We start from the raw sequence: 21,865 nt of genomic DNA on the forward strand, positions 1-21,865 counted from the left end.
CGTTCTGTACCTTCCGGGCGGAGTGCTCGACGGCCTCCGCGGCCCCCTGGGCGCTCCCGGGATTCCGTGGCCGCGCCCCCTCCGCCCCGTGCGGGCGGCCGCCGTCACCTCTGTCTTCCGTCCGCGAGACCCCGTCCGCGGAGTTCCCGTACGCAGAGCGAGGCCCGGACCCCCTGGTGCTGTCCAGGGGGTCCGGGCCTCTCCTCACGTGCCCGGCGTCCGGGCGTGGAGCCCGGGTGCCGTGAGCACGGCCCGTGCTCAGGCGACCGGCCGCGCCGAACCGCCCGCACCGCCGCGGCCGGAGTGCCGTCGCCGGCTCCGGCCCTCGCCGCTGCGGGTGCGGTGCGGGGCGCCACCGGTGCCGCCCCTCCGCCCCTCCGCCCCTCCGCCCGCTCCGCCGGCCCGGCCGGAGCCGCCGGAACGCGGCCCGCGCTTGCGCGCCGGGGCCGCCGGCTGGGCGGGTGCCTGGATGACGATGGCCCGGCCCGACGGCGGGCGCGCTCCGGTGATCCGCACCAGCTCCGGGTCACCGGGCCGCACCCGCGCCGTGCCGGGGGAGATCCGGGCCTCCGCCATCAGCTTGCTCATGTCCCGCCGCTGGTCGGGGGTGACCAGGGTGACGACGGTGCCTGCCTCGCCGGCCCGTGCCGTGCGGCCGCCGCGGTGCAGATAGTCCTTCGCCTCGGTCGGCGGATCGACGTTGACCACGAGGTCGAGGCCGTCGATGTGGATGCCGCGCGCGGCGACGTTCGTGGCGATCAGCGTGGTGGCCTCGCCGGTCCGGAACTGCTCCAGCGTCCGGGTGCGCTGCGGCTGCGACTTGCCGCCGTGCAGCGCCACGGCCCGGACCCCGGCGGCCAGCAGCTGCTTGGTGAGCCGGTCGGCGCCGCGCTTGGTGTGCACGAACATGATCGTTCGGCCCTCGCGCGCGGCGATCTCCGCCACCGTGGCCCTCTTGTCCGTGTCCTGGACGTGCAGCACGTGGTGCTCCATGGCCGTGACGGTGGCCGCGGACGGGTCCACGGAGTGGGTCACCGGATCGACCAGGAAGCGGCGCACCAGCTTGTCGACGTTCCGGTCCAGGGTCGCCGAGAACAGCATCCGCTGCCCGTCCGGCGCCACCTGCTCCATGAGCCGGGTGACCTGCGGCAGGAAGCCCATGTCGGTCATCTGGTCGGCCTCGTCGAGCACGGTCACGGCGACGTCGCCGAGCGAGCACGAGCGGCGGTCGATCAGATCGGCGAGCCGCCCGGGTGTGGCGACGAGCACCTCGGGACCCTTGCGCAACGCCTCGACCTGCCGGTTGATCGACATGCCGCCGACGACGGTGGCGATGCGCAGCCGGAGCGCCGTCGCGTAGGGGGTGAGGGCCTCGGTGACCTGGGTCGCCAGCTCCCGGGTGGGGACGAGGACGAGCGCCAGGGGCCGCTTGCCCTCGGCCCGGCGGCCGGCGGTGCGGCTGAGCATCGCCAGGCCGAAGGCGAGCGTCTTGCCGGAGCCGGTCCGGCCGCGGCCGAGGACGTCCCGTCCGGCGAGCGAGTCGGGCAGCGTCGCGGACTGGATGGGGAACGGGTCGGTGACGCCGTTCTCCGTCAGCGTGGTGAGCAGCGCCGGGTTCAGCGGCAGCTCCGCGAAGGTCGCGGCGGGAGGCCGCGGGGAGTGCCGGGGAAGCGGGGCCGCGGGCTCGCTGGTGACGGCCGGGGCGGCCGTCTTCCGGGCGCCGTTCCGCCCGCCGTTCCGGGGCGTTCGCCGGCCTGCGGCCGCGGGAGCGCGGGCCGCGGCGGCCGGAGCCGTCGCCGGAACCGTTGCCGGAGGCGGTGGAGCCGCTGGTGGTGGGGCGGGGCATAAGGAGCCTTCCTGCTGCGGGTGAGCTCGACGGCGTACGGAACGGGCGGCGCCGGACGGCGCGGCCCCCGCGGCAGGGAGCTCGGTGGGGCACGGGAAGGGGCCCGCACCGGTAGTGCGGGCCCCTGCCGTGAGATACGCGGTGGTCCTCAGCGCATCAGAGAGCGCGGATGTTCTCCGCCTGCGGGCCCTTGGGGCCCTGCGTGACGTCGAACTCGACCTTCTGGCCCTCGAGGAGCTCACGGAACCCCTGGGCGTTGATGTTGGAGTAGTGGGCGAAGACGTCGGGGCCGCCGCCGTCCTGCTCCAGGAAGCCGAAGCCCTTCTCCGAGTTGAACCACTTCACGGTGCCGGTTGCCATAATGCTCTCCTTCATGGGGGGACGTGCGGAGCGGCACTGCGCCGCTCCGAGTCGCTGAGATGTTCGCCCCAGTCCGGAAATGCTTCCGGCAAAACAAAGAGCGCCCGGGATCACAATTTCCCAGGCGCGCACGTTCTTGGGTACCACAACTGCAACTCCGCCAACTTACCACACAAGGGCCGAGGCATCCCTGTGTTCCCCGGCACAGGCAGGCCCGCCCGCCGGGGAGCGGCGGGCCCGGTCCGGGGTTCCGGTGACGGGGTTCCGGTGGCGGGGAGCCTCCCGGTCGCGCGGTCTCCCCGGACCGCCCCGGCCTCCCGGAACCGCGGACTACCATCACTCCATGACCCGTGTACTGCTCGCCGAGGATGACGCGTCCATCTCGGAGCCGCTCGCGCGCGCCCTGCGCCGTGAGGGATACGAGGTCGAGGTGCGGGAGGACGGGCCCGCCGCGCTCGACGCCGGGCTGCGGGACGCCGTCGACCTCCTCGTCCTCGACCTGGGCCTGCCGGGCATGGACGGGCTGGAGGTGGCCCGCCGTCTCCGCACCGACGGCCACACCTTCCCGATCCTGGTGCTCACCGCGCGCGCCGACGAGGTGGACACCGTGGTCGGCCTCGACGCGGGCGCCGACGACTACGTCACCAAGCCCTTCCGGCTGGCCGAGCTCCTGGCCCGGGTGCGGGCCCTGCTGCGCCGCGGCGTGGCCGAGGCCCCGCACCAGCCGCCGGCCACCCACGGCGTCCGGATCGACGTCGAGTCGCACCGCGCCTGGATGGGCGAGGAGGAACTCCAGCTCACCGCCAAGGAGTTCGACCTGCTGCGGGTCCTGGTACGGGACGCCGGCCGGGTCGTCACCCGCGACCAGCTGATGCGCGAGGTCTGGGACACCACCTGGTGGTCCTCCACCAAGACCCTGGACATGCACATCTCCTGGCTCCGCAAGAAGCTGGGGGACGACGCCGCCAACCCCCGCTACATCGCGACCGTCCGCGGCGTCGGATTCCGTTTCGAGAAGAGCTGACCGGGGCCGCGCGGCCGTTCCCGGGACCGTGCGAGACCCCTGCCCGCCCCGGAGTGCACCGTGCGCCGTCGTCTGATCAACTCCACGCTCGCCGTGGTCCTCGTCGTCATCGCCGTCTTCGGGATCTCGCTCGTCCTCGTCGAGGCCCGCACCATCAAGGAGGCCGCGCAGGAGAGCGTGGAATCCGACGCCGTCCGGCTGATGAGCGTGGTGGACGGGCGGCTGGCCGGCGGTGACCGGGTCGGCCCCGAGATCCTGCGCGAGCAGGTGGCCGCCGGGCGCTACGCCCGGGTCGAGTTGGACGGTGCCCCCGACCTGGAGATCGGTGAGCGGCCGGCCGGCGAGGTCATCGAGGCCGAGGTCACCGGCGACATGGGGGAGCGGATCACCGTACGGGAGTCGGCCGCGGTGGTCGGGGACCAGATCGGCCGCGCCGTGCTGATCATCCTCGGTGTCTCCCTGCTCGCCGTCCTGGCAGCCCTGCTGCTGGCCCTGTGGCAGGCCCGCCGGCTGACGGCCCCGCTCACCGACCTCGCCGACACCGCCGAACGGCTCGGTTCCGGCGACCCCCGGCCGCGCCACCGGCGCTACGGGGTGCCGGAGCTCGACCGGGTCGCGGACGTCCTCGACGCCAGCGCCGAGCGCATCGGCCGGATGCTCACCGCGGAGCGGCGCCTGGCGGCCGACGCCTCGCACCAGCTCCGCACGCCGCTGACCGCGCTCTCCATGCGGCTGGAGGAGATCTCGGGCACCGACGACCCGGAGACGGTCAAGGAGGAGGCGGCGATAGCGCTGGGGCAGGTGGAGCGGCTGACCGACGTCGTCCAGCGGCTGCTCACCAACTCCCGTGACCCGCGCACCGGGTCGGCCGTCTCGTTCGACCTGGACGAGGTGGTCAAACAGCAGGTGGAGGAGTGGCGCCCGGCCTACCGCAGCGCGGGACGGGCGGTGGTCTGCTCGGGCAAGAAGGGGCTGCGGGCGGTCGGCACCCCCGGCGCGGTCTCCCAGGTCCTCGCCACCCTGGTGGAGAACTCGCTGATGCACGGGGCGGGAACGGTGGCCCTGCGCACCCGGGTCACCGGCAATCAGGTCGTCGTCGAGGTCGCGGACGAGGGACCGGGCGTCTCCCCGGCGCTCGGGGCCAGGGTGTTCGAGCGGACGGTCAGCGGCCGCAACTCCACGGGCATCGGCCTGGCCGTCGCCCGCGACCTGGCGGAGGCGGACGGCGGCCGGCTGGAACTGCTGCAGCAGCGGCCGCCGGTGTTCGCGTTGTTCCTGAGCCGCGAAGCGGACGGGACGTAGGGAGGGGCCCGAGCCGTGAAGCGGACGGGGCACAAGGAGGAGCCTCAGCCGCCGGACGGCGGCTCCCCGGGGGACGGCGTCTGCTCCGCCGGAAAGGATCCGGCCGCGACGGCCTCCCGTACCGGCCGCCTCCGGAACACCCAGGTCCGGTACGCCCAGAAGCGGAAGACCGAGGCGATGCCGACCCCGACGATGTTCTTCGCGATGTTGTCCGCGAGGGTCGAGGTGTAGCCGAGCCCGTAGTGGGAGAGGGCCAGGATGCCGTTCTCGATCACCAGTCCGATGCCGCTGAAGAACACGAAGCGGCCCAGCTCCCGGCTCTGCCCGTCCTTGTCGCTGGCGCGGTACGTCCAGTGCCGGTTGCCGAGGTAGTTGGTGCCGATGGCGGCGACGGTGGCGATGACCCCGGAGCGGACGACGGCCAGTCCGAAGCCGTGCACGCAGAGGTTGAAGACCAGGAAGTTGACGAGGGTGCCGACGGCTCCGACGGTCCCGAACTTGGCCGCTTCCCGGCTCACGCGCCGTACGCGGCTGCGCAGTGTCGGCCTTCCGGTCATGGGAATGGTCTGACTCCGTCGTTCGGCGGCCTGGGAGCGTCTGCGCCGGCCTGGGGGCGTCCGTGGGTGTGTCCATGGGGCGGTCGTGCCGGCCGCGGACCGGGCCGCGGTGGGCTCGCCGACGGCCGGGCCACCACATGCTAACCACGCGCTCCCGCATCCCGCGCGCGGATCCGGCCCCGCCGGCCCGGCCCGGGTGGGGCCGGGCCTGGAGGATCCTCCGAGAGACCGGGCGGCGGGAACGCCGCGCCGGCCGGATACCCTGGTTCATGTGACATTCCCGGTAGTCGGCATGGTCGGCGGCGGACAGCTCGCCCGTATGACCCATGAGGCGGGCATCCCCCTCGGCATCAGGTTCAAGCTGCTCAGCGACACCCCGCAGGACTCCGCGGCCCAGGTCGTGAGCGAGGTGGTCGTGGGCGATTACCGTGATCTCGGCACCCTTCGTGCTTTCGCACAGGGCTGTGACGTGATCACCTTCGACCACGAGCACGTCCCGACCGAACACCTGCGGGCGCTGGAAGCGGACGGCATCCCCGTGCGCCCCGGGCCCGGCGCCCTGGTCCACGCCCAGGACAAGGGCGTGATGCGGGCCGCGCTGGACCGGACCGGAATCCCCTGCCCGCGCCACCGGATCGTCACCGGCCCCGCCGACGTCACCCGCTTCGCCGCCGAGGGCGACGGCTTTCCGGTGGTCCTCAAGACCGTCCGCGGCGGTTACGACGGCAAGGGCGTCTGGGTGGTCCGGGACGAGGCCGGGGCCGCCGACCCGTTCAAGGCGGGCGTCCCGGTGCTCGCCGAGGAGAAGGTGGACTTCGTCCGGGAGCTCGCGGCCAACGTGGTCCGCTCCCCGCACGGCCAGGCCGTCGCCTATCCCGTCGTCGAGTCGCAGCAGGTGAACGGGGTCTGCGACACCGTGATCGCGCCCGCCCCCGGACTCTCCGGGGAGCTGTCCGCCGAAGCCCAGCGGATGGCGCTGACCATCGCCGAGCAGTTGGACGTCACCGGCCATCTCGCCGTCGAGCTGTTCGAGACCCGTGACGGCCGGCTGCTGGTCAACGAGCTCGCCATGCGTCCGCACAACTCCGGCCACTGGACCCAGGACGGCGCGGTCACCTCGCAGTTCGCCAACCACCTCCGCGCCGTGCTCGACCTGCCGCTGGGCGACCCGCGGCCCCGCGCACCGTGGACGGTCATGGTCAACGTCCTCGGCGGCGACTACCCCGACATGTACTCCGCGTATCTGCACTGCATGGCCCGGGACCCGCAGCTCAAGATCCACATGTACGGCAAGGACGTGAAGCCCGGCCGCAAGGTCGGCCACGTCACCACGTACGGCGACGACTTGGCCGAGGTGCTCGACCGCGCCCGGCACGCCGCCGGCTACCTCCGAGGGACGATCACCGAATGAGCGCCACCGCCCCCGCCGTCGGCATCGTGATGGGCTCCGACTCCGACTGGCCGGTGATGGAGGCCGCCGCCGAGGCCCTCGCCGAGTTCGGGATCGTCCATGAGGCCGACGTCGTCTCCGCCCACCGGATGCCGCACGAGATGATCGCTTACGGCGAGCGGGCCGCGGACCGGGGCCTCAAAGTGATCATCGCGGGCGCGGGCGGGGCGGCCCACCTTCCCGGGATGCTCGCCTCCGTCACCCCGCTCCCTGTCATCGGCGTCCCCGTCCCGCTGAAGCACCTCGACGGCATGGACAGCCTGCTCTCCATCGTGCAGATGCCGGCCGGGGTCCCCGTCGCCACCGTCTCCGTGGCCGGCGCCCGCAACGCGGGCCTGCTGGCCGTACGGATGCTCGCCGCCCACGACCCGGAACTGCTGGAGCGGATGCGGGAGTTCCAGGAGAAGCTCAGGGAGCAGGCCACCGAGAAGGGCAAGCGGCTGCGGGCCAGGACCGGCGGCACGGGCGGATTCGGCTTCGGAGGCTGATTCGCTCCCCGCGGCGAGCGGGCAGGGATGGGGTCATGACCGATCATGACCAGGCCCCTGACCGCCACCTCGCCGAAGCCCGCGCGCTCCTCGCGGAGCACCCCGTCGCCGACGGCCACAACGACCTCCCCTGGGCCCTGCGCGAACAGGTCTTCTACGACCTGGACCGCCGCGACATCGCCGCCGACCAGAGCGCGCACCTGCACACCGACCTCGCCCGGCTGCGGGCGGGCGGCGTCGGCGCGCAGTTCTGGTCGGTCTACGTCCGCTCCGACTACGACGGCGACCGCGCGGTGAGCGCCACCCTCGAACAGATCGACGTGGTCGGCCGGCTCATCGACCGCTACCCCGGCGACCTCCGCCGCGCCCTGACCGCCGACGACATGGAGGCCGCCCGCGCCGGGGGCCGGATCGCCTCCCTCATGGGCGCCGAGGGCGGCCACAGCATCAACTGTTCCCTGGGAACGCTCCGTTCCCTGCACGCACTGGGCGTGCGCTACATGACGCTCACCCACAACGACAACATCGCCTGGGCCGACTCGGCCACCGACGAGAAGCGGATCGGCGGACTCAGCCGCTTCGGCGAGGACGTCGTCCGGGAGATGAACCGCTGCGGGATGCTCGTGGACCTCTCCCACGTCTCCACCGGCACGATGCGCGACGCGCTGCGCGTCACCGAGGCGCCCGTCCTCTTCTCGCACTCCTCCGCGCGCGCCGTCTGCGACCACCCGCGCAACATCCCCGACGACGTGCTGGAGGCGCTGCCGGCCAACGGCGGCACCGCGATGGTCACCTTCGTACCGAAGTTCGTCCTGCCCGAGGCCATCGAGTGGACGCAGGCCGCCGACCTCAACATGAAGGCCCACGGCCTGCATCCGCTCGACACCACCGAGGCCGCCCTGCGGGTGCAGCGGATGTATGAGGAACGGCATCCGCGGCCGGTCGCCACCGCCGCGGACGTCGCCGACCACCTCGACCACATGCGCGAGGCGGCCGGCGTCGACCACATCGGGATCGGCGGCGACTACGACGGCACCGCCTTCACCCCGGCCGGCCTGGAAGACGTCGCCGGCTACCCGAACCTGATCGCGGAACTGCTGCGGCGCGGCTGGTCGAAGACCGACCTGGCGAAACTCACCTGGCGGAACGCCGTCCGTACGCTGCGCGCCGCCGAGGACGTCGCCCGCGACCTCCGCTCCCGGCGCGGCCCGTCGAACGCCACGATCGGGGAGCTGGACGGCGTGGACGGCTGAACGCCCTCCGGGCGGCGGGCCCGGCCGATGCCGGCCGGTGTCGGCCGGTGTCGGGTGGTGTCAGGTGGCGAACGAGGCCTGGATGAGGCAGAAGGGGTGGCCGGCCGGATCGGCGTACACGCGGAAACCGCGCTTGCCGCCCTGGTCGTCGGTGTCCAGGGCTTTGGCGCCCAGGGCCAGGGTCCGCCGTTCGGCCTCCTCCATCTCGTCGACGTACACATCCAGATGGAGCTGCTGCGAGTGCTCCGCCGAGGGCCACTGCGGCGGCCGGAATCCCTCGGCCCGCTGGAACGCGAGCTTCCAGCCGTCCTCGGTGATGAGCTCCACCCAGCGGTCGTTGTCCTGCTCGACATCCGGCTCGCCGCCCAGCAGCCCGGCGTAGAAGCGGGCGAGCGCGAGGGGGTCGGGGCAGTCGACGACGACCCAGCCCTTGCGTGCGATGGCCATGCTGCCTCCCGGTATCCGATCGGTATCCCAAGGTTGACCGGAAGGGGCCGGGCCAAACCCGCGGGTGTGCGTCACCGGCGGGCCAGTCCTCTCACCCCTCCCCGGGCCCGGGCCGGCCGCCCGAGGGGCGGCCGGGCCTCTCGGCGAGGGCCAGGAACTCCGCGAGGTGGATCGCCCGGGCCCGGGAGCGGCGGCGCCGCAGCCCCTGCTGGACCTGGCGGAGACAGCCCGGGTTGACGGTGACGACGTAGTCGACGTCGAGCCGGCCGATGTCGTCCAGCTTCGGGTCCAGGACGGCCCTGCTGTCCTCCGGCCGGAGCATGGCGTAGGTGCCGGCCGCCCCGCAGCACCGGTCCGCGCCCGGCAGTTCGACGTAGTCGGCGACGGCGGTGATGAGTTCGCGGGGCGGGCGGGCGACCCCCAGGCCGTTGCGCAGATGGCAGGAGTCCTGGAGCGTGGCCCGGGCCCGGCGGCCGTCGACCGTGACCTGTCCGGCGGGCGCGTACCCCGCCTCGCCGAGATACTCGCTCAGCTCCCGCACCCGGTCCCGGCCCAGATGGTGGGCGAGGTGGGCGGCGCAGCCGCCGGCGGTGGTTAGAACGGTGCCGGGCAGCTTCTCGCCGAGGGCACGGGCCATCGCGGCGCCGGTGACGGAGTCGCCGTTGTGGGCGTGGAGCGCGCCGCAGCAGCCCTGCCCGGAGGGGACGGAGACCTCGGGGCACAGCTCGCGGACGGCGCGGGAGACCTTCGGGTAGAGGCCCCGTTCGACGCAGCCGAGCATCAGCGAGACCGGCTGCTCCGGCGCCGTGGCCGGTTCCGTGGCCGGTTCCGCGGCGGGCCGGCCGGGCCGGCCCCCGGGTCCGCCGCGGGCGTGGCGGCGTACCAGCCCCTGGAGCCGCAGCAGCGCCGGGCGCGACACGATCAGCATCAGGATCCGCGCGATCCACGGCCGGTTGCGGCCGCTCCACTGGTGGTCCCGCCACTGCTCCAGCAGCGAGCCGTACTCCACCCCGGCGGGGCAGACGGTCTCACAGGCGCGGCAGCCCAGGCAGAACGAGGACTCCTCGGCCAGGGTCGGGTCGTCGGGCGGAAGCTGCCCGGTCTCCAGGGCCCGCATCAGGGTGATGCGGCCGCGCGGGGACGAGGTCTCCTCGCCGGTGAGGGCGTAGGTGGGGCAGGCGGGCAGGCAGAAACCGCAGGAGATGCAGCGGTCGAGCAGGCTCTTGTCGAAGATGCCGGGGCCGCCCCTGCCCGGGGAGCGGGGGCGACGGTGGCGGGCGGTGCGGGGTCGTGGCCGGAGGCGGCGTCGGCCCCCGCAGCGCGGAAGCCGCCGCAGCCGGGGCCGCAGGGGCCCGCTCCACCGTGACCGGGGTCCGGCTGCTCGGGGGGTACGGCGTGCTCGCCGTTCGTACGGTCGTTCACGAGCCCAGCTTTCCGGGGTTGAGGATGCCGGCCGGGTCGAAGGCCGTCTTGACGCGGCGCAGCAGGGCCATCTGTTCGGCGCCGATCTTGTCCGCGAGATACGGCAGCTTGGCCGCGCCCACGCCGTGCTCTCCGGTGATGGTGCCGTCCAGGGCGATGGCGGCGGCGAAGATCTCCGCGAACGCCCGGTGCGCGCGGTCGGCGCCTTCGGTGTCCTCCGGGTCCAGGACGCAGGTCGGGTGGAGATTGCCGTCCCCGGCGTGGCCGAAGGTGGCGATCAGCAGATCGTGCCGCGCGGCGATCTCGTCGATGCGGTCCACCATCTCCGCCTGCCGGTGCCGCGGCACGGTGGCGTCCTCCAGGATCGTCAGCGAGCCGAGGCGGGAGAGGGCCGGGAGCGAGCAGCGGCGGGCCGCGAGCAGGGCGTCGGCGCGGGCGACGTCCTCCGCGAGGGTGGTCTCCAGCGCCCCGGCGTCCGCGCAGACCTCCTGGATGCGGGCCAGGTTCCCGGCCACGGTGGGCGGCGCGCCGTCGTCGCCGAAGAGCAGCAGCGCGCCCGCGTCCTGTCGCAGTCCGAGTCCGGCGAACTCCTCGACCGCCGCGATGCACTTGCGGTCGAGGAATTCCAGTGTGGCGGGGACGATCCCGGCGGAGATGACGTCCGCGACCGCCCGGGAGGCGTCGGCGAGGGAGTCGAAGTAGGCGACGCCGGTGCCGCTCTCCTCGGGGGCGGGCAGCAGCGCCACGGTGGCCTCGGTGATCACCGCGAGGGTGCCCTCGGAGCCGGTGAGGAGCCGCGTCAGGTCGTAGCCGGCGACGTCCTTCCACAGCCGGCCGCCGGTCCGGATGATCTCGCCGGTGGGCAGGACCGCCTCCAGGCCGAGGACGTAGTTGCGGGTGACGCCGTACTTCAGGCCGCGCAGCCCGCCGGCGCAGGTGGCCACATTGCCGCCGACGGTGGAGACGGTGCGGCTTCCCGGGTCCGGGGCGTAGAGCAGCCCCCGCGCCGCGGCCGCGTCGGCGAGGGCGGCGGTGCTCACACCGGTCTGCACCCGGGCCAGCAGCTCCTCGGGGCTGACCTCCAGGATCTTGTCGAGGCGGGTGAGGACGAGCACGATGCCGCCGGTCAGCGGCACGGTGGCGGCGCACAGATTGGAGCCGGCGCCGCGCGGCACGACGGGGACGCGGTGCTCGGTGGCGTACCGCAGGACCGCGGCGACCTCCTCGGTGCTGCCGGGCAGCACCACGGCCTGCGGCAGGGCGTGGAAGAGCGGGGTGGCGTCGCGGCCGTAGGCGGTCAGCGCGCCGGCGTCCGTCCGGACGTGGCCGGGGCCGACGATGGTTGCCAGATCGCGGGCGAGATCGGTGTCCGTGGCCATCAGCGCGCCACCCTTCGGTCCGGTACGGGCGCCGTCCGCGCGGAATCCGGCGGGCGGACGGCGGCGGGGGTCCTCCGCGGGAGGACCATCGTGCCCAGGACACCCGCGAACGGGGGGACGACCCGGTGATCGGCAGCCATGAGGTGCCCTTGCCTCTCTGTACGCCGGCGGCGCACGCCGTTCCGGCCGATGGGGACCCGGTGATTGTCAGACAATGGCTCATGGCTGTCAATGAATCGTGCCCGTCAATCAATCATGACTGTCAACCGCCGCGCCGGCTCATGGGAGAATGAGGGCCGTTCCTCACGGAGGTGTTCATGGCTCCGGACGCCGCCCTTCGGCTGTCCACCGTCTCGGTCGTCGAGGCGCTCGCCGCGTCCCTGCGGGACCGGGTCCTCGACGGGCGGATCGCGCCCGGCACCGCTCTCGCCGAGACCGAGATCGCGTCCGAGTACGCCGTCTCCCGGCCCACGGCCCGCAGCGCCGTCACCGCCCTGGTGCACGAGGGCCTGCTGCACCGCGAGGCCAACAAGGCCGCGTACGTACCCCAGTTGACCCGGGCCGACGTCGAGGACCTCTTCCTGGTCCGCACCCCCCTGGAGACGGCGGTCGTCCGCCTTCTCGTCGAGCGCGGCACCGTGCCGCCGGCCGCCGCCGGGCGCGCCATCGCGGACCTCGGGCAGCTGGAGGACGACGCCCCGCACAGCGCCTTCGTCGAGAGCGACCTGCGGTTCCACCAGTCGCTGGTGGAGGCGGTCGGCAGCCCCCGGCTCAGCCGGCTCTACCGGGGCATCCAGGGCGAGGTCCATCTGTCGATGGTGCAGACACGGCACGCCCTGGGGCGCGAGCGCATCATCGCGGAGCACACCGCGGTCCTGGACGCCCTGCGCGCCGGGGACGCCGACGAGGCGGTCCGCACCATGCGCGCACACCTGGAGGGCGCCTGCCACGCCCTGCGCGCGGTGGCCGGCGGCAGCACCCGCTGACGGGCCCGGACCCGGCCGGTGGTCCGTGCCCGTCCGCGGATCACCGGCCGGAACGCCTAGGCGCGGGGCCGCCCCAGGGCCCGGTACGTCCAGCCGGCCTCGCGCCAGGTCTCCGGGTCGAGGGCGTTCCGCCCGTCCAGGAGACGTCGCTCGGCGACGACCTCGCCCAGCGCCACCGGGTCGAGCTCCCGGAACTCGCGCCACTCCGTCAGGTGCAGCACCACATCGGCGCCGCGCGCCGCCTCCAGCGCGCTCGGGGCGTACCCGAGGGTGGGGAAGACCCGGCGGGCGTTCTCCATGGCCTTCGGGTCGTAGACGGTGACCTGGCCGCCCTGGAGGTGGATCTGCCCGGCCACGTTGAGCGCGGGGGAGTCCCGTACGTCGTCCGAATCCGGCTTGAAGGCGGCGCCGAGCACGGCCACCCGCACCCCGAGGAAGCCGCCGCCCACGGCCTCGCGGGCCAGTTCGACCATGTGGCCGCGGCGGCGCATGTTGACCGAGTCGACCTCGCGGAGGAAGGCCAGCGCCTGCGGGGAGCCCAGCTCGCCCGCGCGGGCCATGAAGGCCCGGATGTCCTTGGGCAGGCAGCCGCCGCCGAAGCCGATCCCGGCCCGCAGGAACTTTTTGCCGATCCGTTCGTCGTGCCCGATGGCCTCGGCGAGCTTGGCCACATCGCCGTCGGCCGCCTCGCAGACCTCGGCCATGGCGTTGATGAAGGAGATCTTGGTGGCGAGGAAGGAGTTGGCGGCGACCTTCACCAGCTCGGCGGTCGGGAAGTCGGTGACGACCAGCGGTGAGCCCTCCGCGAGCGGGGTCGCGTAGACCTCGCGCAGCTGCTTCTCGGCCCGCTCGCTCGTGACGCCGATGACGATGCGGTCCGGGTGGAGGGTGTCCTTGACGGCGAAGCCCTCGCGGAGGAACTCCGGGTTCCAGGCGAGCTCGGCGTCCTCGCCCGCCGGGGCCTGCTCGGCCAGCAGGGCCGCGAGCCGGGCGGCGCTGCCCACCGGCACCGTGGACTTGCCGACGACGAGCGCGGGCCGGCGCAGATGCGGTGCCAGTGAGGCGAACGCGCTGTCGACGTAGCTCATGTCGCAGGCGTACTCGCCGTGCTTCTGCGGGGTGTTGACGCAGACGAAGTGGATGTCGCCGAACTCGCCCACCTCCTCGTAGGAGGTGGTGAAGCGGAGCCGGCCGCTGGATCCGGGGCGGCCCGCGACGTGCTTGCGGAGCAGCTCCTCCAGCCCGGGCTCGTACATGGGGACGTCGCCCGCCGAGAGCGTCTCGATCTTCTCCGGGGAGATGTCGAGCCCCAGGACCTCGAAGCCGAGTTCGGCCATCGCCGCGGCGTGCGTGGCGCCGAGGTAGCCGGTGCCGATCACAGTGATCTTGGGTGCCATCGCTACTCCGTATGCGCGTGCGAGCGGACTGCGGCGAGCATATCGGCCCGCCGCGGTGCCCGCCGTCCACCCGCCGCCCGTCCCGCCGTCCCGCTGTCGCCAAACTCACCTGTACCCGGTGGGCCCGCGCGACTAGAATCAAGTTACTTAACGGTAGTTAGCAGCAGCTGGGAGTGAGGGCACCTTGTCGTCCACCGAATTCGACCTCTACCGGCCGTCCGAGGAGCACGACATGCTCCGCGACTCGGTCCGTGCGCTCGCCGAGGCGAAGATCGCGCCCTTCGCCGCCGAGGTGGACGAGGAGGGCCGCTTCCCGCAGGAGGCGCTGGACGCCCTGACCGCCAACGACCTGCACGCCGTCCATGTCCCCGAGTCCTTCGGCGGCGCGGGCGCCGACGCGCTCGCCACGGTCATCGTCATCGAGGAGGTGGCCCGCGTCTGCGCCTCCTCCTCCCTGATCCCCGCGGTCAACAAGCTCGGCTCGCTGCCGGTGGTGCTCTCCGGCTCCGAGGAGCTGAAGAAGAAGTACCTGACCCCGCTCGCCCAGGGCCGGGGCATGTTCTCGTACTGCCTCTCCGAGCCGGACGCCGGTTCCGACGCCGCGGGCATGAAGACCCGCGCCGTCCGCGACGGCGACTTCTGGGTGCTCAACGGTGTGAAGCGCTGGATCACCAATGCCGGCGTCAGCGAGTACTACACGGTCATGGCCGTCACCGACCCGGAGAAGCGCAGCAAGGGCATCTCCGCCTTCGTCGTCGAGAAGTCCGACGAGGGCGTCTCCTTCGGCGCCCCGGAGCGGAAGCTCGGCATCAAGGGCTCCCCGACCCGCGAGGTCTACTTCGACAACGTCCGCATCCCCGCCGACCGCATGATCGGCGAGGAGGGCACCGGCTTCGCAACCGCGATGAAGACCCTCGACCACACCCGCATCACCATCGCCGCCCAGGCGCTCGGCATCGCCCAGGGCGCCCTCGACTACGCCAAGGGCTACGTCCAGGAGCGCAAGCAGTTCGGCAAGCCGATCGCCGACTTCCAGGGCGTCCAGTTCATGCTGGCCGACATGGCGATGAAGATCGAGGCCGCCCGCCAGCTCACCTACGCGGCCGCCGCCAAGTCCGAGCGCGTCGACGCCGACCTCACCTTCTTCGGCGCCGCCGCCAAGTGCTACGCCTCGGACGCCGCCATGGAGGTCACCACCGACGCGGTCCAGCTCCTCGGCGGCTACGGCTACACCCGGGACTACCCGGTGGAGCGCATGATGCGCGACGCCAAGATCACCCAGATCTACGAGGGCACCAACCAGGTCCAGCGCATCGTCATGGCCCGCAACCTGCCCAAGTAACCCGGGCGCGGCCCTCGTTGCCGCCCCGCCCCTGCGCGCATGCCCCCCGGCCGGTCAGCGGGGGGCATGTGTCGTGTGCGGGCCGGCGGACCGGTCGCCGCCCTGCCGCGCGGCACGGTGGGCGGCCATGCGCACGGGGGCGTTGACGGCACCGTGGCCGGTGTAGCCGCCCACGCGCTGTACCGCCTCGAAGAAGACCCGGGAGCCGAACACCTCGGTGTACACGTGGAAGAACTCGCCCCGCCCGTCGCGGTCGTAGAGCACCCGGCACTCGCGCATGGCGGCCAGCAGCTCCGGATCGAGGCCGAGCCGGGCGTCGAGATCCTGGTAGTAGTTGTCCGAGACGGCCAGCAGCGGTGCCCCGCGCTCGCACATGGTGCGCGCGCAGGTGAAGATGTCGTCCGTGGCGAAGGCGATGTGCTGCGGATCGGGAACGCCGGGCACCCACGCGCCCCGGCGCAGCACGGTCCCGTCCAGCACGATGCGGACCCGGCGGCCGGGATCGGAGACGGCGCGGCTGCGCACCAGCCCGAACGGAGCCGCGTACTCGGTGTCGTCCTGCGGGGCGAGACCGAGCACCGAGCGGTAGAACAGCGTGGCCTCGTCGAAGGAGTCGAAGGGTTGCGCCAGCGCGACATGGTCGATCCGGTCCAGGCCGGTCGGCGCGCTGTGCCCGGTGCCGGTCAGGATGAAGTCGGACAGCCAGCTGGTGCCGTCGCCGGCGCCCGTGCGGCAGAAGAACACCGATGTCCCGTCCGGGGCGGCGACCGCCGTCAGATCCGCCTCGGACGGCCCGCGGGTCCGGGACAGCGCCGGGGCGAGCAGCATCTCGGCGCGCCGCGCCGAGCGCACCGGGTCCGCGGTCTCGACGGCCAGCGCGCTGACCGCGGTCCGCTCCCCGGCGCCGCCGTTGAGCAGGACCCGGGCCGTGCCCTGCTGCCACAGCTGGACCGGCTTCGAGCGGTGCTGCCCCAGGTGGGCGAAGCCCATGGCGGCCAGGGCCCGGGAGACACGCGGCGCGGAGTCGTCGTCGACCGCGAGTTCGACGAAGGCGTATCCGGCCGGCTCCGGAGCGGACGGCAGGCGGGCCGGCTCGGGCCGGCCGCCCGTCACCGCGGAACGGCGCTGCCCGAGCTGCTCCTCCAGCACGATCAGCGAGCGCATCGCGTCGACCGCCGCCCGGCCCGGGGCCGACTGGCGGAACACGTCGTTGAAGACCTCCAGCGACAACGGGCCGGTGTAGCCGGCGCGCAGTACGTGCTCGACGAACGCGGGCAGGTCGAAGGCGCCCTGGCCGGGGAAGAGCCGGTGGTGCCGGCTCCACTGCAGCACGTTCATGTCCAGCCGCGGGGCGTCGGCCAGTTGCAGGAAGAACAGCTTCTCGGCGGGGACGTCACGGATGCCGGCGATGTCACCGCCGCGGGACAGCACGTGGAAGCTGTCCAGGCACAGGCCCAGCGCGGCGTGGCCGGCCCGTTCGACGATCCTGGCCGAGTGTTCCCAGGTACTGACGTGACGCCCCCAGGCGAGCGCCTCGTAGGCGACCCTGAGCCCGTGCTTGTGCGCACGCCGGGCGAGGAAGTGCAGCTGCTCGGCGGCGAGGTCGTCGTCGTCGACGGCGTCCGGCGAGACGGAGGAGCAGACCAGCACGGTGTCCGTTCCCAGCCGCCGCATGAGGTCGAACTTGTGCTCGGCGCGCCGCAGGTTGCGCCGGAGGACTTCCGGGCCGACGGCCTCGAAGTCCCGGAACGGCTGGTACAGGTCGACGGACAGGCCCAGCTCCTCGCAGTGCCGCCGAACCTGTTCGGGGGTCCGGGGCGAGGCGATGAGATCGTTCTCGAAGATCTCCACGCCGTCGAATCCGGCGGCGGCCGCCGCCTCCAGCTTGTCCTCCAGCGTGCCGGACAGGCACACCGTGGCGATGGACCTGCGCATATTCCTCACCTCTCTCGGGTGGTGGCCAGCCAGCGCAGCGCGAGCGCGTAGCCGGAGGTTCCGAAACCGGCCAGCACCGCGTCGGCGACCGGTGAGACATGGGAGTGGCGCCGGAACGGCTCCCGGGCGTGCACATTGGTGAGATGCACCTCGACGAGGGGCGCGGTCAGCATCGCGCAGGCGTCCCGCAGGGCGACGGAGGTGTGCGTCCAGGCCGCCGGGTTGAGGACGACGGCCGCGCCGTCGTCGGCCGCCTCGTGGATCCAGCGGAGCATCTCGTGCTCGGCGTCGGTCTGGCGCACCTCCACGGTGAGGCCCAGTTCGCCGGCGGTCCGCCGGCAGTCGTCGACGAGCTGGGCGTGGCTGGTCCTGCCGTATGTGCCGGGCTCGCGGACCCCGAGTCTGCCGAGGTTGGGGCCGTTGAGGACTCGAACCTGCACTTTCCGGTACCTCCTTGCCGGGTTTCCTGCCGCTCCGTGCTGCTCGGCGCCACTCCGGGACGTCCGCCCGCCGTGGCTCCGCTCCCCCCGCTCGCCGGCGCTACCCGGCGGAGGCGCGCACGGCGTCGTAGAGCCTGCGCTGTTCGCCGCTGAGGCTGCCGGTGAAGTACTTCTCGGCCCTTTCGGAGAACGCGTCGCGGTCCACGTCGTCGACGACGGTCACCGAGCCCTCGTCCGCCCACTCGCCGAGGATCCCGGCCTCGTCCTTCTCGATGCACGCGCGGTTCTCGGGCCGGGCGTCCGACACCGCCTTCTGCAGCGCCTTGCGCTGTTCGCCGGAGAGCTTCTGCCAGCGCTCCTCGTTGATCACGATCAGCTGGGAGCCGGTCTGGTGGCCGGAGAGGCTGACGTGGCTCTGCACCTCGTCGAAACTCTTCTCCGCGATGGTCGGGATGGGGTTCTCCTGGCCGTCGACCACGCCCTGCTGGAGGCTCAGGTAGACCTCCTCGAAGGCGACCGCGGTGGCGTCCGCCCCGAGCGCCTTCGCGTTCTCCAGGTAGATCTTGGAGTCCGGGAAGCGGATGCGCTGGCCGTCGAGGTCCGCCGGCTTCCTGATCGCCTTGTTGGCCGAGAAGTGCCGCATGCCGAAGTACCAGACGTCGAGGATCCGGGCCCCGGTCTCCGCGGTGAAGTCCTCCTTCAGCTTGTCGCCGGTGGGGCTGTCGAAGAACTCGAAGAGGTGGTCGGGCCCGTCGAAGGCGTACGCCATGTCCAGGACGCCGACGGGCGCGTACGTCTCGGCGAGTGCCGACGAGCCCTGGACGTCCATGTCGATGTCGCCCGCCGTCAGGGAGGTGAAGCGGGAGGAGTCGTCTCCGAGTTCGCTGTTGGGGAAGGTCTCCATCTCCACGCCGATGTCCCGGCCGTTGACGTCGTCGGCCACGGCCCGGATGCCGCACCGGGTGTGCGGGTGGCCGGTGGCGTAACTGTTGGCGAAGGACAGCGTGACGGTGTCCCCGCCCTCGCCGCCGCTGCCGCCGACCGCCGTGCAGCCCGTGGCCAGCACGGCCGCGGCGGACAGGACCGCCAGTGTTCTGGTGCGGTGTGTGGTGTTCGGCATGACTTCTCCTCGACACTCGACACTGAAACCGAAAGGGAAAACGGATGGTGCGTGGGTGTGCCCGCCCTAGAAACCGAGCAGGCGGGGCAGGAACATGACGACGGACGGCACGAAGGTCACCAGCAGGAGCACCGCGGCCAGCGGGATCAGGAAGGGAGCCGTGCCGCGGAACACCTCGTGCACCGGCATGCCGGTCACGGGGCTCATGACGTAGAGCACCGCGCCGATGGGCGGTGTCAGCAGGCCGATCATCAGGTTGATGATCGTGATGACGCCGAAGTGCAGCGGATCGACGCCGAACTCCGCCGCGACGGGCAGCAGGATCGGCACCGTGATCACCAGGATGGAGATCCCCTCGAGGATCGCCCCGAGGAAGATCAGCAGCAGGTTGACCAGCAGAAGGAAGACGATGGGGTTATCGGTGACGCCGCGCAGGGCCTCGGCCACCATGCGGGGGACCCGCTCGCGGGCGAGGATCCATCCCAGGAGCCCGGAGGCTCCGATGACGAGCATGATCGAAGCCGTCGTCGACGCCGCCTCGCGGGCGATCGGGCCCAGGTCGCGCCACCGCACCGTGCGGTAGGCGAAGCCGAGGGCCAGTACGTACGCGGCGCCGACCGCGGCGGCCTCGGTGGGGGTGAAGAGACCGCCCAGGATGCCGCCGAGGATGATCACCGGGGCGCCCAGCGGCCCGATCACCCCGACCGCGGTCTGCCGCAGCCGCCGCCAGGCGAACGGCTCGTCCCGCAGATCCGGCCGGCGCCGGGCCCAGACGAAGACCGCGACGGCCAGCCCAGCGGCCATGAGGAAGGCCGGGACCACGGAGGCGGCGAACAGCGCGCCGGTGGACACCGCTGCGATACCGGCGTAGACGACCGCCGGAATGCTCGGCGGCATGACCGGGCCGATCAGGCTGGACGCCGAGGAGATGCCGACCGCGAACCGCTTGGGGTAGCCCCTGCGGACCATCGCGGGCACCTCGACCTTGCCCAGCCCCGCGGCGTCGGCGAGCGCGGACCCGCTCATCCAGGAGAAGCCCACGCTGACACCGATGTTGATGTACCCGAGGCTCCCCCTGACCCGTCCGATCAGCGCCAGCGCGAAGGCGAAGAGCCGGTCGGCGATGCGGGCGTGGTTCGCGATCACCCCGATCAGGATGAACAGAGGCACCGCGAGCAGCGGGAAGCTGTCGATCGCACCGGTGACCTGACGTGTGGTCAGGCCCGGCGCCGCGCCGTTGAAGGCCAGATAGGTGAGTGACGGGCCCAGGATGGCGAAGGCCACGGGCACGCGCAGCGCGAGCAGCGCGAGGATTCCCAGGGCCAGCAGCAGCATGGTCATGCGCGGGGCTCCTCACCCTTGGTTCGCCCGGACCCGCCGGACTCCTCCGATTCCGGCCCGGAAGCGTGGACCGGTGGGCCGTCCGGCTCCGGCTCCGGTAGGAAGACCGCCACCACGGAGCGCACGGCGGTCAGCACCAGCCCGGCCAGGGGAATGACGTAGAACCACCGGAGCGGCATCTCCATGGCGGGGGACACCTGCGGTGAGTCGCTCGTCACCAGGGTGTACGCCTCGTAGGCGAGGTTCAGGCAGACGACGGCCACCATGGCGTTGGCGAAGATGCGCACCAGCCGCAGCAGCCTGCCACGGGCGACGGTGTCGATCAGTTTCAGCGTGATGTGCCCGTCGCGGGCCGTCAGATGACCGCACATCGCGAAGGTCATCCACACCAGGCCGTACCGGGCCAGTTCGCCCGTCCAGACCCAGCCGCCGCCCGGCAGATACCGCTGGAGGGCCTGGGTGAGCACCAGGACGAAGATCAGAGCGAGCAGCAGTCCGCCGGCGACGGCTTCGGCGGCCGACAGCATGCGGAGTGCGGCGGGCCGCCTCGTGGCGGACGGGGTGACGTGCTCAGCCATCCCAGACCCCCGGCCGGCCGGTGAGGTTGATCCAGGACTTCCCCGGTGCCGTGCGCGCCCGTGCGAAGGCGCCCACGGCACCGGCCGGAGTGGCTTCGGTGTGCAGGACCCGGGTGGGAGCGAGGGCGCCGCCGGCGAGAGGGCCGTCGGCCAGGGCGGCGACCGCCTCGGCGAAGTCGTGCGGGTGGTCGTAGATGAGCGAGCCGCGGATCACGAGGTGCCGCTTGGTGAGATCCATGGTGGACATGGGCACCGGTTCGGCGCCCATGCCGATCATCACGATGGTCCCGCCCGTGGCGACCGCGCGCACCGAGGTCTCCCATGCGGCCGGGATGCCGACCGTGTCGAACACCACGGGGAAGTCCCGCATGTCCTCCGGGGCGATCGGCCGGGCCCCGAGCCGCTCGGCGAGAGCCGCCCTGCCCTCGTGCGGCTCGGTGACGTGGGCCCGCGCGCCGGCCGCGAGCAGGGACTGGCAGACGAACAGGCCCTGCGATCCCGCGCCCACGACGAGGCACTCGTCACCGGCGCCGACCCCCGACCGGCGCACGGCGGCACGCGCCACCGTCAGGGGCTCGACACACGCGAACGCCTCGTCGGAGACGCCCGGGGGCACCGGCCACGCGTAGCGGGCGGGAACCGCCACCCGTTCCGCGAGCAGCCCGGGAATGTTCATCCCCACGCTGAGCCGCCGCGTGCACGCGGAGGTGAATCCGTCCCGGCAGGCCGCGCAGTCGAAGCAGCCGTAGTTCGGCTCGATCACCACCCGCTGACCGGGCCGGCGGTCCGTGACGTCCGGGCCCACGGCCACGATCTCGCCGCCGCCCTCGTGTCCCATGACCCACGGAAGGCGCGGCGTCGTCCGGTGCCCGTCGTAGACGCTCAGGTCCGAACCGCACAGCCCCACGGCCCGCATGGCGACCAGGACCTCACCCGGCCCGAGGTCGGGTTCCGGCCAGTCGCGCACCACCTCGACTTCGCGAGGTCGTGTCAGGACGATAGCCCTCATCAGGCCTTCCTTCCTCAATTCCGTTCCCGGCGGCGGCCACTCGCGGAGCGGATGCCCGGGAGGTGGCTGAGACGTTTCGCAGAACGTAGAGGGATGGCAACCATGGGGCAAGCGGTTGCCAAAAGTTGCCATCCACGGGAGGATCCATCGCGACACGCAAGACGACCCGGGGGGCGGCAGTGGGGCGGC

The 21,865-nt window shown here is 72.7% G+C and carries 20 protein-coding genes; 7 read left to right on the forward strand and 13 right to left on the reverse strand.

Features of this window, described 5'->3' with window-relative positions; all coding sequences use genetic code 11:
• Nucleotides 1–258: 258 nt before the first annotated feature.
• Nucleotides 259–2,088, reverse strand: coding sequence for a DEAD/DEAH box helicase (locus tag E4N63_RS19600; RefSeq protein WP_374112801.1), 1,830 nt, complete (start codon nt 2,086–2,088; stop codon nt 259–261).
• Nucleotides 2,003–2,206, reverse strand: a complete 204-nt coding sequence (locus E4N63_RS19605; protein ID WP_019711691.1) for a cold-shock protein — start codon at nt 2,204–2,206, stop codon at nt 2,003–2,005. The genes E4N63_RS19600 and E4N63_RS19605 overlap by 86 nt, the downstream gene beginning before the upstream one ends.
• A gap of 343 nt (nt 2,207–2,549) precedes the next feature.
• Between E4N63_RS19605 and E4N63_RS19610 the strand changes: the two genes are divergently transcribed.
• Both E4N63_RS19610 and E4N63_RS19615 read left to right on the forward strand, forming a co-directional pair.
• Nucleotides 2,550–3,230: a response regulator transcription factor gene (locus E4N63_RS19610; protein ID WP_043467731.1), complete on the forward strand. Its 681-nt coding sequence runs from the start codon at nt 2,550–2,552 to the stop codon at nt 3,228–3,230.
• A 60-nt stretch (nt 3,231–3,290) separates the two neighbouring features.
• Nucleotides 3,291–4,532, forward strand: a complete 1,242-nt coding sequence (locus tag E4N63_RS19615; protein WP_043467732.1) for an ATP-binding protein — start codon at nt 3,291–3,293, stop codon at nt 4,530–4,532.
• Nucleotides 4,533–4,576: 44 nt separating this feature from the next.
• On the opposite strand, the gene E4N63_RS19620 is transcribed toward E4N63_RS19615, so the two are convergent.
• Nucleotides 4,577–5,089, reverse strand: a complete 513-nt coding sequence (locus E4N63_RS19620) for a GtrA family protein (protein ID WP_125624749.1) — start codon at nt 5,087–5,089, stop codon at nt 4,577–4,579.
• Nucleotides 5,090–5,360: 271 nt separating this feature from the next.
• On the opposite strand from E4N63_RS19620, the gene E4N63_RS19625 reads away from it, so the two are divergent.
• From E4N63_RS19625 to E4N63_RS19635, 3 genes are read left to right on the forward strand one after another with little or no spacing between them, the layout of a single operon-like run.
• Nucleotides 5,361–6,500: a 5-(carboxyamino)imidazole ribonucleotide synthase gene (locus E4N63_RS19625; RefSeq protein ID WP_125624750.1), complete on the forward strand. Its 1,140-nt coding sequence runs from the start codon at nt 5,361–5,363 to the stop codon at nt 6,498–6,500.
• Nucleotides 6,497–7,027, forward strand: a complete 531-nt coding sequence (purE, locus tag E4N63_RS19630) for a 5-(carboxyamino)imidazole ribonucleotide mutase (protein WP_125624751.1) — start codon at nt 6,497–6,499, stop codon at nt 7,025–7,027. Before E4N63_RS19625 ends, purE begins: the two co-directional genes overlap by 4 nt.
• A 35-nt stretch (nt 7,028–7,062) precedes the next feature.
• The gene (locus E4N63_RS19635; RefSeq protein ID WP_230241316.1) at nt 7,063–8,280 is read left to right on the forward strand and encodes a dipeptidase; all 1,218 of its coding nucleotides are present in this window, start codon (nt 7,063–7,065) and stop codon (nt 8,278–8,280) included.
• Between the two features lie 60 nt (nt 8,281–8,340).
• Here the strand turns inward: E4N63_RS19635 and E4N63_RS19640 are convergent, their stop codons facing one another.
• The 3 genes from E4N63_RS19640 to E4N63_RS19650 all read right to left on the reverse strand — a co-directional run bounded on the left by E4N63_RS19640 (nt 8,341) and on the right by E4N63_RS19650 (nt 11,528).
• Nucleotides 8,341–8,727 (reverse strand): VOC family protein, encoded by a 387-nt coding sequence (locus tag E4N63_RS19640; protein WP_125624753.1) that lies wholly within the window; start codon nt 8,725–8,727, stop codon nt 8,341–8,343.
• 91 nt (nt 8,728–8,818) lie between these two features.
• Complete coding sequence (locus E4N63_RS19645) at nt 8,819–10,249, reverse strand: (Fe-S)-binding protein (protein WP_308188785.1); 1,431 nt, start codon at nt 10,247–10,249, stop codon at nt 8,819–8,821.
• Nucleotides 10,146–11,528, reverse strand: a complete 1,383-nt coding sequence (locus E4N63_RS19650; protein ID WP_230241317.1) for an FAD-binding oxidoreductase — start codon at nt 11,526–11,528, stop codon at nt 10,146–10,148. The genes E4N63_RS19645 and E4N63_RS19650 overlap by 104 nt, the downstream gene beginning before the upstream one ends.
• A 317-nt stretch (nt 11,529–11,845) precedes the next feature.
• Between E4N63_RS19650 and E4N63_RS19655 the strand changes: the two genes are divergently transcribed.
• Entirely contained in the window at nt 11,846–12,514 is a 669-nt protein-coding gene (locus E4N63_RS19655) for a GntR family transcriptional regulator (RefSeq protein ID WP_125625864.1), read from the forward strand.
• A 56-nt stretch (nt 12,515–12,570) separates the two neighbouring features.
• Here E4N63_RS19655 and E4N63_RS19660 read toward each other — a convergent pair whose 3' ends face one another.
• On the reverse strand, nt 12,571–13,911 hold the full coding sequence (locus tag E4N63_RS19660; RefSeq protein ID WP_125625865.1) for a UDP-glucose/GDP-mannose dehydrogenase family protein: 1,341 nt from the start codon (nt 13,909–13,911) through the stop codon (nt 12,571–12,573).
• A 184-nt stretch (nt 13,912–14,095) separates the two neighbouring features.
• Here E4N63_RS19660 and E4N63_RS19665 point away from each other — a divergent pair, with 184 nt between their 5' ends.
• Nucleotides 14,096–15,253: an acyl-CoA dehydrogenase gene (locus E4N63_RS19665; protein WP_267133669.1), complete on the forward strand. Its 1,158-nt coding sequence runs from the start codon at nt 14,096–14,098 to the stop codon at nt 15,251–15,253.
• A gap of 54 nt (nt 15,254–15,307) precedes the next feature.
• Here the strand turns inward: E4N63_RS19665 and E4N63_RS19670 are convergent, their stop codons facing one another.
• The 6 genes from E4N63_RS19670 to E4N63_RS19695 form a co-directional block, all read right to left on the reverse strand.
• Nucleotides 15,308–17,188, reverse strand: coding sequence for a bifunctional sugar phosphate isomerase/epimerase/4-hydroxyphenylpyruvate dioxygenase family protein (locus tag E4N63_RS19670; RefSeq protein ID WP_230241318.1), 1,881 nt, complete (start codon nt 17,186–17,188; stop codon nt 15,308–15,310).
• A gap of 5 nt (nt 17,189–17,193) precedes the next feature.
• A complete protein-coding gene (aroQ, locus tag E4N63_RS19675; protein ID WP_125625867.1) occupies nt 17,194–17,628 on the reverse strand; it encodes a type II 3-dehydroquinate dehydratase in 435 nt (144 codons plus the stop codon).
• Nucleotides 17,629–17,728: 100 nt separating this feature from the next.
• The gene (locus E4N63_RS19680) at nt 17,729–18,748 is read right to left on the reverse strand and encodes a DctP family TRAP transporter solute-binding subunit (protein ID WP_125625868.1); all 1,020 of its coding nucleotides are present in this window, start codon (nt 18,746–18,748) and stop codon (nt 17,729–17,731) included.
• Between the two features lie 66 nt (nt 18,749–18,814).
• A complete protein-coding gene (locus E4N63_RS19685; protein ID WP_230241319.1) occupies nt 18,815–20,089 on the reverse strand; it encodes a TRAP transporter large permease in 1,275 nt (424 codons plus the stop codon).
• Nucleotides 20,086–20,667 (reverse strand): TRAP transporter small permease, encoded by a 582-nt coding sequence (locus E4N63_RS19690; protein ID WP_230241320.1) that lies wholly within the window; start codon nt 20,665–20,667, stop codon nt 20,086–20,088. Before E4N63_RS19690 ends, E4N63_RS19685 begins: the two co-directional genes overlap by 4 nt.
• Nucleotides 20,660–21,676, reverse strand: a complete 1,017-nt coding sequence (locus E4N63_RS19695) for a zinc-binding dehydrogenase (protein WP_125625871.1) — start codon at nt 21,674–21,676, stop codon at nt 20,660–20,662. Before E4N63_RS19695 ends, E4N63_RS19690 begins: the two co-directional genes overlap by 8 nt.
• Nucleotides 21,677–21,865: the final 189 nt, after the last annotated feature.

It is taken from the genome of Streptomyces sp. MNU89 (genome assembly GCF_020982505.1).
In the GTDB taxonomy this organism is placed as follows: Bacteria; Actinomycetota; Actinomycetes; order Streptomycetales; family Streptomycetaceae; genus Streptomyces; species Streptomyces xinghaiensis.